This is a genomic window from Chryseobacterium limigenitum (genome assembly GCF_900114875.1).
Taxonomy (GTDB): domain Bacteria; phylum Bacteroidota; class Bacteroidia; order Flavobacteriales; family Weeksellaceae; genus Chryseobacterium; species Chryseobacterium limigenitum.
This window is the reverse complement of record NZ_FPKW01000018.1, coordinates 1-14,744: the sequence shown is the minus strand read 5'-3', so window position 1 is coordinate 14,744 and position 14,744 is coordinate 1. Positions and strand designations below refer to the sequence as shown.

General features: G+C 34.7%; 17 protein-coding genes and 1 tRNA gene. 14 read left to right on the top strand and 4 right to left on the bottom strand.

What is annotated here, in order from left to right:
* Positions 1-31 precede the first annotated feature (31 nt).
* The 6 genes from BT156_RS17335 to BT156_RS17310 all read left to right on the top strand — a co-directional run bounded on the left by BT156_RS17335 (position 32) and on the right by BT156_RS17310 (position 6,771).
* On the top strand, positions 32-1,105 hold the full coding sequence (locus BT156_RS17335; protein WP_072412011.1) for a carbamoyl phosphate synthase small subunit: 1,074 nt from the start codon (positions 32-34) through the stop codon (positions 1,103-1,105).
* Positions 1,106-1,212: 107 nt separating this feature from the next.
* Positions 1,213-1,659 carry an IS200/IS605 family transposase gene (gene tnpA, locus BT156_RS17330; protein WP_072412010.1) on the top strand — a complete coding sequence of 149 codons (447 nt, stop codon included), beginning with the start codon at positions 1,213-1,215 and terminating at the stop codon, positions 1,657-1,659.
* A gap of 179 nt (positions 1,660-1,838) precedes the next feature.
* Positions 1,839-5,018: a carbamoyl-phosphate synthase large subunit gene (carB, locus tag BT156_RS17325; RefSeq protein WP_072412009.1), complete on the top strand. Its 3,180-nt coding sequence runs from the start codon at positions 1,839-1,841 to the stop codon at positions 5,016-5,018.
* Between the two features lie 120 nt (positions 5,019-5,138).
* Positions 5,139-5,357 (top strand): hypothetical protein, encoded by a 219-nt coding sequence (locus BT156_RS17320; protein ID WP_072412008.1) that lies wholly within the window; start codon positions 5,139-5,141, stop codon positions 5,355-5,357.
* 123 nt (positions 5,358-5,480) lie between these two features.
* Positions 5,481-6,095, top strand: a complete 615-nt coding sequence (locus tag BT156_RS17315; RefSeq protein ID WP_072412006.1) for a hypothetical protein — start codon at positions 5,481-5,483, stop codon at positions 6,093-6,095.
* Positions 6,096-6,189: 94 nt separating this feature from the next.
* Positions 6,190-6,771 (top strand): hypothetical protein, encoded by a 582-nt coding sequence (locus BT156_RS17310; protein WP_072412005.1) that lies wholly within the window; start codon positions 6,190-6,192, stop codon positions 6,769-6,771.
* Between the two features lie 12 nt (positions 6,772-6,783).
* Here the strand turns inward: BT156_RS17310 and BT156_RS17305 are convergent, their stop codons facing one another.
* Positions 6,784-7,632, bottom strand: coding sequence for a pepsin/retropepsin-like aspartic protease family protein (locus BT156_RS17305; RefSeq protein ID WP_072412003.1), 849 nt, complete (start codon positions 7,630-7,632; stop codon positions 6,784-6,786).
* Positions 7,633-7,796: 164 nt separating this feature from the next.
* Here BT156_RS17305 and BT156_RS17300 point away from each other — a divergent pair, with 164 nt between their 5' ends.
* The 4 genes from BT156_RS17300 to BT156_RS17285 are packed head-to-tail and all read left to right on the top strand — an operon-like array spanning position 7,797 to position 9,878.
* Positions 7,797-8,309, top strand: coding sequence for a methylated-DNA--[protein]-cysteine S-methyltransferase (locus tag BT156_RS17300; protein ID WP_072412001.1), 513 nt, complete (start codon positions 7,797-7,799; stop codon positions 8,307-8,309).
* A 29-nt stretch (positions 8,310-8,338) separates the two neighbouring features.
* A complete protein-coding gene (locus BT156_RS17295; protein ID WP_072412121.1) occupies positions 8,339-8,944 on the top strand; it encodes a DUF2911 domain-containing protein in 606 nt (201 codons plus the stop codon).
* Positions 8,945-8,994: 50 nt separating this feature from the next.
* Positions 8,995-9,522, top strand: coding sequence for a GNAT family N-acetyltransferase (locus BT156_RS17290; RefSeq protein ID WP_072411999.1), 528 nt, complete (start codon positions 8,995-8,997; stop codon positions 9,520-9,522).
* On the top strand, positions 9,519-9,878 hold the full coding sequence (locus BT156_RS17285; protein WP_072411997.1) for a cupin domain-containing protein: 360 nt from the start codon (positions 9,519-9,521) through the stop codon (positions 9,876-9,878). Before BT156_RS17290 ends, BT156_RS17285 begins: the two co-directional genes overlap by 4 nt.
* An 85-nt stretch (positions 9,879-9,963) precedes the next feature.
* Here BT156_RS17285 and BT156_RS17280 read toward each other — a convergent pair whose 3' ends face one another.
* Together BT156_RS17280 and BT156_RS17275 are read right to left on the bottom strand one after the other, a co-directional pair.
* Positions 9,964-10,707 (bottom strand): dienelactone hydrolase family protein, encoded by a 744-nt coding sequence (locus BT156_RS17280; RefSeq protein WP_072411995.1) that lies wholly within the window; start codon positions 10,705-10,707, stop codon positions 9,964-9,966.
* A 213-nt stretch (positions 10,708-10,920) separates the two neighbouring features.
* Complete coding sequence (locus tag BT156_RS17275) at positions 10,921-11,349, bottom strand: type I restriction enzyme HsdR N-terminal domain-containing protein (protein WP_072411993.1); 429 nt, start codon at positions 11,347-11,349, stop codon at positions 10,921-10,923.
* A gap of 9 nt (positions 11,350-11,358) precedes the next feature.
* On the opposite strand from BT156_RS17275, the gene holA reads away from it, so the two are divergent.
* From holA to BT156_RS17255, 4 genes are all read left to right on the top strand, one after another.
* The gene (gene holA / locus BT156_RS17270; RefSeq protein ID WP_072411991.1) at positions 11,359-12,396 is read left to right on the top strand and encodes a DNA polymerase III subunit delta; all 1,038 of its coding nucleotides are present in this window, start codon (positions 11,359-11,361) and stop codon (positions 12,394-12,396) included.
* 205 nt (positions 12,397-12,601) lie between these two features.
* A complete protein-coding gene (trxB, locus tag BT156_RS17265) occupies positions 12,602-13,543 on the top strand; it encodes a thioredoxin-disulfide reductase (protein ID WP_072411989.1) in 942 nt (313 codons plus the stop codon).
* A 52-nt stretch (positions 13,544-13,595) separates the two neighbouring features.
* Entirely contained in the window at positions 13,596-13,964 is a 369-nt protein-coding gene (gene crcB / locus BT156_RS17260) for a fluoride efflux transporter CrcB (RefSeq protein ID WP_072411987.1), read from the top strand.
* A 143-nt stretch (positions 13,965-14,107) separates the two neighbouring features.
* Positions 14,108-14,192: transfer RNA gene (locus tag BT156_RS17255), tRNA-Ser, on the top strand.
* Between the two features lie 245 nt (positions 14,193-14,437).
* Here BT156_RS17255 and BT156_RS17250 read toward each other — a convergent pair.
* The coding region (locus BT156_RS17250; RefSeq protein ID WP_072411985.1) for a transposase at positions 14,438-14,744 on the bottom strand (307 nt) is incomplete at its 5' end.

The following is a 14,744-nucleotide window of genomic DNA, read 5'->3' as shown; positions in this document are numbered from 1 at the left end:
AATTTCTAAAATCTAATATCTAATTTAAAAAATGAAGAAAAAGTTAATACTGGAATCCGGTGAAGTGTTTCATGGAGAAGGTTTCGGAACAGAATTGGAGACTGCAGGAGAGGTGGTTTTCAATACCGGAATGACGGGTTATCAAGAATTGATTTCTGATCCATCATATTGCGGTCAGATTGTTTGTATGACTTATCCGCTGATCGGAAACTATGGAATTAATAGAGATGATTATGAGAGTATTGAGCCGGCTATCAAAGGTCTTATTGTAAAAGAAGTTTGTGATTTGCCTTCAAATTTCCGTACTCAGATTACTTTAGATGAATTATTTAAAAAGAAAAACCTTTCAGGAATTTCAGGAATTGATACAAGAAGACTGACCAGAATTCTACGTAATTCCGGAGTAGTAAAAGGCAAAATTGTAAATGCTGATGCCGACGAAAATGCAGTTGTAGCAGAATTAAAAGGCACAACATTCCCAACAAATCAAGTGGAAACAGTTTCTACAAAAACTTCTTATGCAAATCCGGGTAGAGGTTTGAAAGTTGTGTTGGTAGATTTTGGATCTAAATTAGGGATTATCAGAGAATTATCTCAAAGGAACTGCGACATCACCGTTGTTTCTCATAATACAACAGCAGAAGAGATTTTATTAATGGATCCGGACGGAATCATGTTGTCAAACGGGCCTGGTGACCCTGAAGACAATCAACAAGCGTTGGAAATGATCCGCGGATTATTAGGAAAAGTTCCGATCTTCGGAATCTGTTTAGGACACCAATTAATCGGGTTGGCTTGTGGAGCGAAAACTTTCAAGTTAAAATTCGGTCACAGAGGAGGAAATCACCCTGTTTTAGATTTAGAGAAAAACAAAGTAGCAATCACTTCTCAAAACCACGGTTACGCTGTTGATCAGGAAAGTTTGAAAGGGACAGATTTAATTGAAACACATATCGCGCTGAATGACAGAACAAACGAAGGTCTGAAACACAAAATTCACCCTTGTTTTTCAGTTCAGTATCATCCGGAAGCTAGTCCAGGTCCTGAAGATGCAAACTACTTATTTGATGATTTCATCACTTTAATGGAGGATTTCAAAAAGTAAATAAAGGAGAACCACGAAGTGGTTCAACAATAATAGCCATAGGTGAAACTTATGGAATGAAATAAAAATAACATGGATTGAAATCCGTGGAAAGAAAAATAAGAAAAATGTCAACATTTCGCCAAATATATTATCAGATTGTATTTAGTACGAAGCATAGAAAACCTGTGTTGAATATTGAACATGAAGATCAATTATATAAATATATTTGGGGAATTGTCAAGAATAAAAACTGCAAACTTTATAGGATTAATGGAATGCCGGATCATATTCATTTATTTACAGATTTACATCCATCAGTTTCTTTAAGCAGTTTTGTAAAAGATATTAAGGTTTCAAGCAACTTGTGGATAAAGCAAAGCGGACTTTTTCCTGATTTTGAAGAATGGCAAAGTGGTTACGGTGCATTTACTTATTCGGAAAGAGAAAAAGATGTGATCATGAATTATATTAAAAATCAAAAAGAGCATCATAAAACTGAATCTTTTGAGGATGAATATAAGAATTTGCTAAAATCTCATGGAGTTGAACTTGATGAAAAATATCTGTGGTAAATAATATTCAACCCATTTTATGGGTTGTTGGAATGATTTAATTATCCAATCCATAGGTTTCACCTACGGCTATTAAAATTCAGCCACTTCGTGGCTGTGCAAAGAGAAAACTGAACCATGAAATGGTTCAATAATAATAGCCACGGATGCAATCCATGGAATAATAAAAAAGAAAAAAAATGAAAAGAAACGACATAAAAACAATTTTAGTAATCGGTTCAGGACCAATCATTATAGGTCAGGCAGCAGAATTCGATTACGCGGGAACGCAGGCTTGTCTGTCTTTGAGAGAAGAAGGGTACAAGGTGATTTTGATTAATTCAAACCCTGCAACGATTATGACGGATGTTGAAATCGCTGATAAAGTATATATCGAGCCGATTTCACTTCAGTTTGTAAGTCACATCATCAGAAAAGAGCGTCCGGATGCACTTTTACCGACACTTGGTGGGCAAACGGGGTTGAATATGGCGGTAGAATTGGAAAAATCAGGAATTCTTGAAGAATGTAAAGTTGAGGTTCTTGGAACTAAACTTTCTGCGATCAACAGAGCGGAAGACAGAGATTTGTTCCGTGAATTAATGAGAGAATTAAATGAACCCGTTCCTGAATCCGACATCGTAACAACAGTTGAAGGAGCAATTAATTTTGCAAATGAAATTGGTTATCCGGTAATTGTTCGTCCTGCCTTCACAATGGGTGGAACAGGAGGTGGTATCGCTGCCACTGAAGCTGAGTTAAAAGAAATTGCAGAATTAGGACTAAAATATAGCCCGGTTACTCAATGTCTTATCGAAAGATCAATCGCAGGTTTCAAGGAAATTGAGTATGAAGTAATGCGTGATGCAAATGACAATGCGATTGTGGTTTGTAACATGGAAAATATAGATCCGGTTGGAGTTCACACAGGTGACTCGATCGTTGTTGCGCCTTCTCAGACACTTTCAGACAGAGAGTATCAGTTATTGAGAAATGCTTCATTAAAGATCATCAGAGCATTAGGAATTGAAGGAGGATGTAACGTACAGTTGGCTCTAGATCCACATTCATTCGAATATTATATCATCGAAGTTAACCCGAGAGTTTCTCGTTCATCAGCTTTAGCATCAAAAGCAACAGGATATCCGATTGCTAAAATTGCTGCTAAAATCGCAGTTGGATTAACTTTAGATGAAATTATGAATCCGGTTACAGGTAAAACATACGCTTGTTTTGAACCGGCTTTAGATTATGTAGTAACTAAATTCCCAAGATTCCCATTCGATAAATTTGAAACGGCTGACAGAAGATTGTCGACTCAGATGAAAGCAACGGGAGAAGTAATGGCAATCGGAAGAAATTTTGAAGAGTCTTTACAAAAAGCCGTTCGTTCTCTGGAAACAGGCTTGAGACATTTAGGCTTAAAAACAAAACAGGCTGCAGCTTTAACAGACGAGGATATCGAAAGAAGAATCAGAGTTTGTGATGACGAAAGATTGTTCATCATTTGTGACGCTTTAAGAAGAGGTTACGACTGGGAACAAATCGTAGAATGGAGTAAAATTGATAAATTCTTCATCTGGAAATTAAAGAAATTAGTTGATTTCGAAAAAACAATTGCCGCTCATAAATTCGACAAAGAAATTTTAATTCAGTCTAAAAAATTAGGTTTCTCGGATCAGAATATCGCTCACTTATGGGAGTCTACTCAAAGAGAAGTGTACAACTTCAGAAAAGAGAACGGCGTAATTCCGGTTTACAAAATGGTAGACACTTGTGCTGCTGAATTTGAAAGCGAAACCCCATATTTCTACGGAACTTACGAAGAGGAAAACGAAAGTATCGTTACAGATAAAGAAAAAATCATCGTTTTAGGTTCCGGGCCTATCAGAATCGGGCAGGGAGTTGAGTTTGATTACGCAACCGTTCACTCGGTTTGGGCGATCAAAGAATTGGGTTATGAAGCGATTATCATCAATAATAACCCTGAAACAGTTTCTACAGACTTCTCAATTTCAGATAAATTATACTTCGAACCTTTAACGGAAGAAGATGTAATGAGCATCATCGACCTTGAAAAACCAATGGGAGTTGTTGTTCAGTTCGGTGGACAAACAGCGATCAATTTAGCTGATAAATTGGCAAGTTACGGAGTGAAAATCCTAGGAACTTCATTGGAAGATCTTGACAGAGCTGAAAACAGAGATAAGTTTGAAAAAGCCCTTCAGGAAATGGGGATTCCTCAGCCTTTAGGAAAAACTTCAACTTCAAAAGAAGAAGCGATAAAAATTGCTAACGAAATTGGATATCCGGTTTTAGTTCGTCCAAGCTACGTTTTGGGAGGTAGAGCAATGGAAATTGTTTACACTGAAGCAGAATTAGCTCACTATATGGAGTTCGCTGTAGATGCAAGTCCTGATCAGCCGGTTTTAGTAGACCGTTATATCACAGGAAAAGAGGTTGAAGTAGACGCAATTTGCGACGGTGAAACAGTTGTGATTCCGGGAATTATGGAGCATATCGAAAGAGCCGGAGTTCACTCTGGGGATTCAATCGCAGTATATCCGCCACAAAATGTTACTCAGGCAGAAATCGATACTTTGGTAGATTACACTCAAAGATTAGCTAAAGGATTGAATGTGATTGGATTAATGAATATTCAATATGTTTTATTGGATGGTAATGTTTACGTGATCGAAGTAAATCCACGTTCATCAAGAACAGTTCCTTTCTTATCTAAGATCACGGAAGTTCCGATGGCCAACCTTGCTACAAAAGCTATTTTGGGTCAGAAACTGAAAGATTTAGGGTACAAAAACGGATTGGTTCCAAACAAAGAAGGAGTTTATGTAAAAGTTCCTGTATTTTCTTTCTCTAAATTAACGAAAGTTGATATCTCCCTAGGCCCAGAAATGAAGTCTACAGGAGAGGTTATGGGGAAAGATACAACGTTGGAAAAAGCATTGTACAAAGGATTGGTTGCAGCCGGAAGAAAAGTTCCGATGCACGGATCAATTTTGTTCACGGTAGCTGATAAACACAAGCAGGAAGCAGCTGATTTGGCAGCAAGGTTCCATGAAGTTGGTTTCAGAATCTGGGCAACGGAAGGGACCGCAAAATTCTTTGCAGAACAGGGGATTCCTTGTAAGATCGGATACAAAATCGGAGAGGACAGCGTTAACTTAATTGATCTTATCCAAAAAGGAAAAGTTCAGTATGTTGTCAATACCATGACGAAAGGAAAACAGTCTGAAAGAGACGGTTTCCAGATCAGAAGAATGAGTGTTGAAAACGGAGTTCCTTGTTTAACATCAATGGATACGGTGGAAGCAATTCTTAAAGTGATTGAAAGTATGAGTTTCAAAATGGAGACGATGTAATTTTCGAAACTAAAATATAAATTTAATCCTCGTAAGTTTTCTTGCGGGGATTTTTGTTCGATGAGAATTAAATATATAAATGTTTTTGTAAATTAGGTGGCATTAAAATAAAACTATATCATGAATGACAAAAATAATAAAGAATTATCACCTTGTATTATTTCATGGGGAAAATTTGCTTTGGATATAAAGTTAATTAAACCAAAAAATTCTAAAAAATGTACATTGGAATATTGGCAAAAGACTATAGATACAATTTTATCACAACCAAAATATCAATCCTTTGTGAAAAATAGAAATAAAGCAATTCAGAAATTTGGCTTTGTATGTAAATTATAATTATTGTTTTCAAGTAAATTCGAAGCTTTAAAAGATATAAATACTTAAAACGGCAATATGGGGTAGGTTTGAAAAACAAGATGAAAAAGGTAATCTAGTTAATTAAAATTTTAAAAAAACTATATGAAACAATATTTATTATTTTCTATCTTTTATTTTTTGTGTTCATGTAATAATTCTAGCAAAGAAAAAATTGTACATAAAGCTCAAGAAAAAGAAATAATTGTTTATGAAAATATATATATCAATGATTCAATTGCAAAAAAAATATTTTTAAAAGGTTTGAATTTACTTGAAAACAATAATTATAATGAAGCTTATACATATTTTAGAGAAGCAAATAAAAGACAACCAAATAATGTTATTATTTTAAATGCTTTAGCAAATATTGAAAATATAAAAGGAGAAAAAAGTGAAGCAGAAGCTAAATATAAAAAGAGTATTTCAATTGATAGTTCTTATGTAATAAGTTATGTAAATTATGGCAAGCTTCTGAATCAAAAAAAACTTTATGATGAAGCAAATAGTATTCTCATCAAAGGATTAAAACTAAATCCAAGTAAAGCTGAAAGAACAGCTTTGTATTATAATTTGATTTTCACAATGGTGAATACAGGTAAATGTGAAAAAGCAAAACACTATGCAATTTTAGCCAAAGAAAATTCGGAATTTGAAGATCAAAAAAATGAAATTGCAGACATAATAAAAGGAATTGAACTTTATTGTGAAAATCTATAAATTGTCCATAATATTGGGTTAGTAAGATATAGATATTATAATTGAACTTTTCATAACTTTAAAGACAATATTTTTCCTTACTATAAAAAACTATATGAAAACCAAATTATTACTTTTTTTTATATTCATTTTTATTAAATGTTCAAGTCAATCTATAGCTGATATTTATAAAATTGATACAGATTTGATTATTACCAAAATTATTGAACGTAATAGTGCAAAAGTTCAAAAGAACTATGCTAATAAAATTGTACGACAATTCAAAAAACCGGAGATGCCTTTAATCAATACAACACCAAATGAATTTGAGGGTTTGTTAGTTTCTATGGGAGCTGATGGGATGCCAAATTTTAAATTAAAGAAAATAATTACAAAAGATGATTATGAATATTTTTTATTGCAATCTCAAAATGCTGATCCAACAGAAATTAGTGATGCTTTAAAAAAGAAATATAATTTTGATTTGCTAGAAAATATCTTGCGTGACAGAGAGAAAGAGAAACGCTATGAATATTATCAATTTACAAAACCCTACTTCTCAAAAGACCATCAAAAAGCATATATTGAAGTAGAGTATTATTCTGCCGGAATGTATGGTGATGGGATGGCATATATTTTGGAAAAGATTAATGGAGAATGGGTAATCGTAAGGGGATTGAACTTATGGATTACGTAAGAAAAATTTGATTTATTTAATCTTATAATAAGGTTCAGAAAAATACTTACTCGGTTTAAAATATGCCGTTTTCCTTTCCGCATCAAAAATCCAGTTAAATCTTCTCAGCAAATCGGCTCCGAAATAATTTGTTTTTTGAGTTTTAAGATCGCCTGCAAAAAATCCTGCCGAAACATCTTTCAATACGATGTTTCCTAACTTTAAAAAGGGTAGAACTCCTTGTTTGGTTACGATGCTTTTTCCTGCAGAATTTTTTAATGTTTTTTCGCCTGTGACGGTTAATTTTTTGTCTAATTCTTTTCCGTCTGCGAATTCGTTGCTGTAAAGAATTCCGCCTGAATATCCTGATTGTAAAAGAAAATAAACTTCCTCCTGTTTACCGCCAATAACGTTATCTGCAACAATATAAAACTGTCCGTTTTCAGAAAATAAAGGTGTTGATTCGTAGCCTTTCAGCTCAGGCATTTTATCATAAATAAGAAATTGATTGTTATCATAATCAATTTTAAAAGCTTTTCCTTTGAAAATTCCCGTTCCAATTTTTCCGTCAGCTTCATGACCTGTCAATTCATTATCATAGAATTGAATGTTTTTCTGGGTTAATTTTCCGATTTTTATGGTATTATTTTCGCTGATTTCATCTTTAAAAACAATATGATCGGCTTTTCTTTTACGTTCAGGAGAGATCGAAGCATCTTCCATTGCGATTTGAAACATTAGATCCAGAGAATCTTTATCGTTCACCAAAGCCTTTACAATGATATTATTATGTTTGGTTATTCTAAACGGAATTTTTTCTTGGGCATTTACAAGTAAAAAATTGATGAAAAGAAGAACGAAAAGACTTATTTTTTTGAACATGTATGATTGGGTTATTTTAAAGGAAGTAAATTACCTTTTATTTTTGGAACTTAACAGAAAATGATCAGTCTTAATTAAGACAGAATACTTTATATTCTACAAACGGAATTATTCATTCAAAATAAACAGATAAAAAATGCCGGAATTTTATTATTTTTAATTCGATGGAAAATATATATCGCAAAATAATAAAAACACCTCTTGGCGAAATGTTTGCGTGCGCTGTAGATGAAGGTATTTGTCTGCTTGAATTTACAGACCGAAAGAATATGGAAAAGCAATTCACTTCGTTATCTAAAGCTTTACATGCAGAAATTGTACAAGGTGAAAACAAGCATTTCAAGCAGCTTGAAGAAGAATTAACAGAATATTTTGAAGGAAAAAGACAACAATTTGACGTTCCATTATTTGTAACAGGAACAGAATTTCAGAAAAATGTTTGGAATCTTTTGCGTGAAATTCCGATAGGAGAGACCAGAACCTACAAACAGCAGTCCGAGTTTTTGGGAAATCCAAAAGCGATCCGAGCGGTAGGAACGGCTAACGGAATCAATAAAATAGCTATTTTAATTCCCTGCCATCGGGTAATTGGCTCAAACGGCGAATTGGTAGGCTACGCAGGCGGAATCTGGAGAAAACAAAAATTATTAGAATTGGAGAAGGCTATTTTGTTTTGATTTTCGTATTTTTAAACAAAAATTTACACGTGAAAAAGTTACTATTTGCACTTTGCATATCAGCTTCAGCTTTCAGTTTTGCACAAGACTACTCGGTACCGGCAGCAAGTCCGCGTCAACAGGTAGAGCAGCAGTTTTCAATGTCTAAAATTACCATCGATTACGGAAGACCGGGAGTGAAAGGTCGTAAAATCTTCGGAGAACTGGTTCCTTACGGGCAGGTCTGGAGAGCGGGAGCAAACTCTTCTACAAAAATTACATTCGGACAGTCGGTTAACTTCGGTGGAAAAATCGTTGCTGCAGGAACTTACGGATTGTTCATCGTTCCTACAGAAAAAGAATGGAAAGTGATCTTAAACAAAGATTTCCAACAGTGGGGAGCATATACTTATGATCCAAAACAGGATGTTGTAGACGTTACAGTTCCGGTTAACAAATTGTCAGACAAGCAGGAGTGGTTTGAAATTACATTAAACCCAACAGATGAAAATTCTGCAAATTTAGTATTGAAATGGGATCTTGCTCAGGCAGAAGTGGCTTTGAAACCGGCAAAACCGGAAGCAGTAACCAAAATTGCTGAAAAACTGAAAGAGATCAAGAAAATCGAATCAGACGCTGCAAAAACAAAAAGCTAAGAATGAAATCGTAAGATTACATCTGACCTTAAAAAAATAAATATTTACAGATGAACTTTTCTATTCAACCTATTTTAGAAAATCAAGAATATCAATTAATCCCCTTACAGCAAGGGGATTTTGAGTCTTTATACGAAGTTGCTTCTGATCCTAAAGTTTGGGAACAGCACCCTAATAAAGATCGTTACCAAAGAGAAGTTTTTGAAAACTTTTTCAAAGGTGCGATAGAAAGCGAAGGTGCTTTTAAAATTATAGATAAAGGTTCCGGATATTTCTTGGGAAGTACGCGTTTTTATGATTTTGATGAAAATAAAAATGGTATTTTCATTGGCTATACTTTTTACGGGACAAAATCTTGGGGAAAAGGAATCAATCCAAAGGTCAAAAAATTAATGCTGGATTATATTTTCCAGTTTGTAGACAACGTATTTTTCCATATTGGTAAAGAGAATTTCCGTTCGCAGATTGCTTTGGAAAGGCTTGGAGGAGAGAAGATTGCGGAAGAGGAAGTTGCTTATTTCGGAGAACCTACAAGAACTAATTTTGTATACGAAATCAAAAAAGAAAATTGGTCATGAAAAAATTTAAAATCCAAAAATCACCGTTTGTAGTTCCTACCACAGACGGAAAACTAATTGAAGAACATTGGGGAAATTCTACCCAAAATTCTAATATTTCAATTGCTCACATGGTCGCTCCGCCGGATTGGAGTGAACCGCATCAGACTCCTCAATTTGATGAATATACCGTAATTATTTCCGGTAAAAAACAATTTGAAATAGAAGGAGAAGTTATAATCCTTGAAAAAGGGCAAAGTATTTTGGTCGAAAAAGGAGCGAGAGTTCGTTACAGCAATCCGTTTGCTGAACCTTGTGAATATGTTGCAATTTGTCTTCCTGCCTTTTCAATGGAATTGGTGAATAGAGAAGAGTAAAATAAATGTAACAATCTAACAGTGTAAAAATGTACCAATTAATAGCTGTAAAATTGTTACACTGTTAGATTGATAAATTGTTACACTATTTAAGGATTTCCTTCAAAAACATCAACGTGTGGTTCCAGGCTCTTTTGGCCATCACTTCATTATAATCCGGTGATTTCGGATCAGTAAAAGTGTGTTTTGAATGCGCATAAGTGATAATCTGCCAATCCGCATTTCCTTCATTCATTTCTTTGATCAGATTATTGTAATCTTCCGGAGTCACACCTTTGTCATCCGCAGGATTTTCAACTAAAATTTTAGTAGAGATTGCTCCGTTTTTTCGGGTTTGGTCTTTCCCAATACTTCCGTGGATGGAAACAACTCCCACAACAGGCAGACTTCCTCTCGCAGACTCTAAAGCTCCCGTTCCTCCGAAACAATAGCCAATCACAGCAATTTTATCTGAAATAGCACCGTTTTTCTTTAATTGTTCCAAAGCCAGCGAAATTCGTTTCTGATACGCTTCATAATTCTTTTTGTAATATCCTGAAGTTTTTGCAGCAGAATCACCGTCAGCCGGAATATTTCCTTCGCCATAAATATCAGCAACAAAAGCAATGTAGCCTTGTTTTTCCAATTCAGCGGCAGCCGTTTTTGCTTCATCATCAATTCCTTTCCATGCAGGAAGAATCAGAACTCCGGGAAGCTTTTTACCGGCATTGGAAGTTACCAAACCGTTAAGTTTTTGCGAACCGTCCTGATAAGAAACCGTTTTAAGATTCTGACTGAAAATTGTTCCTGAAGTCATTAGAAATGCTGTTAGTAAGATTGAACGTATCATATTTTGTAATTTATTTTTTTAGGAGCTTAATCCCGCTTTCCGTTGCAATCTTTTTTTTCAAAAAAGGATTTTCACTGCAATCGGGGCTAGGGTATTTGTCGGATTTACAGATGTTTGTCATTGCTTCGTCGCTTCGCTCCTCGCAACGACGAAATCCTCATCTAAATTAATAAAAATAACTTACAACATCGATTAATAGAATGTTATAACGTATTAAGGTTTATAAAATTGGTATTCTTCATTTTCATAAAACGCATGAATGTGCTGCAAACCATTCGTCAAAACAATTTCTTTTGCTCCGATAATAGAGTTATATCTTGCAGTTTGCTCAAATGTTTTTTCCGTTAATTTAATTTGCGGAGCTTTACATTCGATCAGGATTTTTGGCTGTGCTTTTTCGGTAACCAAAAGGTCAATTCTTTTCGTCAAACCATTTAAAACAATCTTTTTTTCGGTAATTAAAGCGGATACAGAATAGGATTTCACGGTGAGATAATAATGTATCCAATGCTGCCGCACCCATTCTTCGGGGGTGAGCAAAAGGTAAGTTTTACGAACGACATCATAAATAAAAAACTTATCTTTGTCTTTCTTGAATTTAAAATCAAAAGTTTCCTGAAAATTCAGTTTTGGGAGTTCCATTATAGTAAGATGAAAGAATTAGATTTAATCCTCAAAAATATTAAAAATAAAGAAGTTTTACCTATTTATTTTTTCCACGGAGATGAACCTTATTTTATTGATTCAGCAGTAAAAGCTCTTGAACACGACTTTTTGGAAGAAGACGAAAAAGCTTTCAACCAGACTGTTACCTACGGAAAAGATACTACTTATCAGGAAATTCTTTCGTTAGCGAGGCAGTTTCCGATGATGGGAGACAAGCAGGTAATTATCGTAAAAGAAGCGCAGGATTTAAAGCTGAATGAAGAAGAAGGAAGAGCGTTAGAAGCTTATGTTGAAAATCCTGTTCCGTCAACGGTTTTGGTTTTTGCTCACAAACACAAGAAGTTAGACAGTCGAAAAAAGGTTACGAAAGCTTTAGATAAAGCAAAAGCCCTTTTTCTGAGCGAATCTATCAGGGAAAATAATCTTCCAAAATGGATCGCTGATGAATGTCTCAAATTAAAAATAAAAACGGCTCCGAATATTTCAAATCTCTTGGCAGAATACCTTGGAAACGATCTTTCCAGAATTGCCAATGAACTGAATAAATTAAAAATAATCCTTAAAGAGGGAGAAGTGCTTGACGGAACAATTATCGAAAACCACATCGGGATCAGTAAAGAATACAATGTCTTTGAATTACAGAAAGCTTTAGGAACAAAAAATGCCAATGCAGCTTTTAAAATTGCACATTTTATGGGCAAAAATCCTAAAAATAACCCTTTCGTAATGATGTTGGCTAATTTGTACAGCTACTTTTCCAATGTTATCATTTACAATACGATGGCTGGTCAGCCGCCACAGGTTATCGCTTCACAGATGGGAATTAATCCTTATTTTGTAAAAGATTATGCCGAAAGTGCAAGATTATATCCTTTAAAACATGCCACAAGAGTGATCTCAATTTTGAGAGAATTTGATATGAAAGGAAAAGGTCTTGGAGCGGTAAATATGAGCGAAGCGGAATTGATCAAAGAATTGGTTTACAAGATTATCAATGTTGATAAGATTAAGATGAAAGTTTAGAAGGTGAATTGTGAATGGTCAATTCGTTTCACGTGTCAATTTTTACGTGATAAAAAATTCACTATTGACAATTGATTTATTGACAAAAACTAATCGACTATTCACATATTAAATATTGACAAGTATCATTAAAATAACTTTAATTACATATTAAAAATTCCGAAATTAGCAGTCGGAAATTTTTAAATTTTTTGAAAAGCAAATTATGGAGCAAAACATTTTAGATTGTGTGATCGTTGGATCTGGACCTTCTGGTTTCACAGCGGCAATTTATGCAGCAAGAGCAGACTTAAAACCTGAATTATACACAGGTTTGGAGCCGGGCGGACAATTAACGACAACCACAGAAGTTGACAACTTTCCAGGATATCCGGCAGGGATTACAGGCCCGGAAATGATGATGGATTTGCAAAAACAGGCAGAAAGATTTGATACTAAAGTTCATTACGAAATGATCACTAAAGTTGAATTCTCTAAAGAAGTTGGAGGAGTTCATAAATTATATGCCGGAACTAAAGAGATTTTTGCTAAAACAGTAATTATTTCAACAGGAGCTACAGCAAAATATTTAGGTCTTGATGACGAGAAAAAGTACAATGGAGGAGGAGTTTCAGCTTGTGCTACATGTGACGGATTTTTCTACAGAGGGAAAGATGTTGTGGTAGTTGGAGCAGGTGATACGGCGGCAGAAGAAGCAACTTACCTTGCTAAATTGGTCAATAAAGTTACGATGTTGGTGAGAAAAGGGGAGTTCAGAGCGTCAAAAGCAATGATCCACAGAGTTCAGAATACACCGAATATTGAAGTGAAATTTTTCCACGAATTAATTGGTATCGAAGGTGAAAACAATTTGGTAGAAAGAGCGGTTGCTATCAACAACCAAACTCAGGAAAAATCTACAATCGATGTTCACGGAATTTTTATCGCAATCGGTCACAAACCGAATACCGATATTTTTGCAGGACAAATCGACCTTGATGAAAACGGATATATCGTAACTGAAAAAGGTTCTACAAGAACCAATCTTCCTGGAGTTTTTGCAGCAGGAGATGTTCAGGATCATATCTACAGACAAGCTATTACAGCGGCCGGAAGTGGATGTATGTCTGCAATGGATGCTGAAAAATATTTAGCTGAATTACATTAATAATTAATTTTAAAATATAAAACGCACCTTTTTGGTGCGTTTGTTTTTTACGATGAGAAATCTTTTTTACATATTTATTGGCGGCGGTTTAGGGAGTATTTTGAGGTATTTGATATCAAATTATACCCAAAAACTTTGGAATATAAATTCATTTCCAATGGGAACTTTTTTGGTGAACATTACAGGATGTCTTCTCATTGGTTTTCTGACTTCTTATTTTATGAGGAGCGACAATTCATTAAAACTTCTTTTAATTACAGGACTTTGTGGAGGATACACTACTTTTTCTACTTTCTCTGTGGAAAATTATTCTTTGTGGCATAATCAACAATTCGGAATCTTATCTTTATATGTTTTATTAAGTCTGGTTTTAGGATTTGGAGCTGTAATTTTAGGAATGAAAATTCAAACTTCACTGTAGCAGTCGATGTTTGTGAAAAATAATTAAGTTGATTTCTAGGTGATTATTGTTTTTTGATTGAAATTCTTTTGAAAATGTTTTGACAGAATTGAAAAACTTTCTATATTTGCACCACTGAAAACAACGATACGATCGGAGTTTTTGGAGAGATGGCAGAGTGGTCGATTGCGATAGTCTTGAAAACTATTGACTGTAACAGGTCCGGGGGTTCGAATCCCTCTCTCTCCGCTGGTTGAGAAACTAAAATAAGCTAAAACGCTGTAAACATTGATGTTTACAGCGTTTTTTGTTTTGCGCTAGAATCAAAAAAAATTAAAATAGGTCACGATTTATATGACCTATTCCGTGACCCATCTTGAAAATTTGAAAATGGGTCACGAAAAATTCAGGGAAAGCCGACTAACAGGCAGTCTAACGATTGTACATCTTGCAGAAAGTGGTAACAAAAAGGGATCAATCTCAAAACTTGGGGACTAGGCAAAAAGTTTAGACAACCTGAAGAGGAAAAATGCTTTATCCCGCACGCCTCTTAATTGTACTCTGAAGTTTTTTATTTTAGCATTGAAAGACTCGGCGGAAGCATTCGTGCTTCTTCTTTCAAAATAATTGAGAATCTCATTGTAATGATTCATTATGGTTTTTCTGAGCACTGAGAAAGCTTTAAATCCTGATTCTTCCACCTCTTTAAACCAATGTGCCAATTTCAACAGTGCAACGGATTTTTGAATGTTTTGATTGTAAATTTTCCTCAGGCCATCAGATAAATTGTACGCTTTTTCT

Coding starts and splice junctions, on each gene's coding strand:
- BT156_RS17335 (WP_072412011.1), top strand. CDS start 32: ATGAAGAAAAAGTTAATACTGGAATCCGGTGAAGTGTTTCATGGAGAA.
- tnpA (WP_072412010.1), top strand. CDS start 1,213: ATGTCAACATTTCGCCAAATATATTATCAGATTGTATTTAGTACGAAG.
- carB (WP_072412009.1), top strand. CDS start 1,839: ATGAAAAGAAACGACATAAAAACAATTTTAGTAATCGGTTCAGGACCA.
- BT156_RS17320 (WP_072412008.1), top strand. CDS start 5,139: ATGAATGACAAAAATAATAAAGAATTATCACCTTGTATTATTTCATGG.
- BT156_RS17315 (WP_072412006.1), top strand. CDS start 5,481: ATGAAACAATATTTATTATTTTCTATCTTTTATTTTTTGTGTTCATGT.
- BT156_RS17310 (WP_072412005.1), top strand. CDS start 6,190: ATGAAAACCAAATTATTACTTTTTTTTATATTCATTTTTATTAAATGT.
- BT156_RS17305 (WP_072412003.1), bottom strand. CDS start 7,632: ATGTTCAAAAAAATAAGTCTTTTCGTTCTTCTTTTCATCAATTTTTTA.
- BT156_RS17300 (WP_072412001.1), top strand. CDS start 7,797: ATGGAAAATATATATCGCAAAATAATAAAAACACCTCTTGGCGAAATG.
- BT156_RS17290 (WP_072411999.1), top strand. CDS start 8,995: ATGAACTTTTCTATTCAACCTATTTTAGAAAATCAAGAATATCAATTA.
- BT156_RS17285 (WP_072411997.1), top strand. CDS start 9,519: ATGAAAAAATTTAAAATCCAAAAATCACCGTTTGTAGTTCCTACCACA.
- BT156_RS17280 (WP_072411995.1), bottom strand. CDS start 10,707: ATGATACGTTCAATCTTACTAACAGCATTTCTAATGACTTCAGGAACA.
- BT156_RS17275 (WP_072411993.1), bottom strand. CDS start 11,349: ATGGAACTCCCAAAACTGAATTTTCAGGAAACTTTTGATTTTAAATTC.
- holA (WP_072411991.1), top strand. CDS start 11,359: ATGAAAGAATTAGATTTAATCCTCAAAAATATTAAAAATAAAGAAGTT.
- trxB (WP_072411989.1), top strand. CDS start 12,602: ATGGAGCAAAACATTTTAGATTGTGTGATCGTTGGATCTGGACCTTCT.
- crcB (WP_072411987.1), top strand. CDS start 13,596: ATGAGAAATCTTTTTTACATATTTATTGGCGGCGGTTTAGGGAGTATT.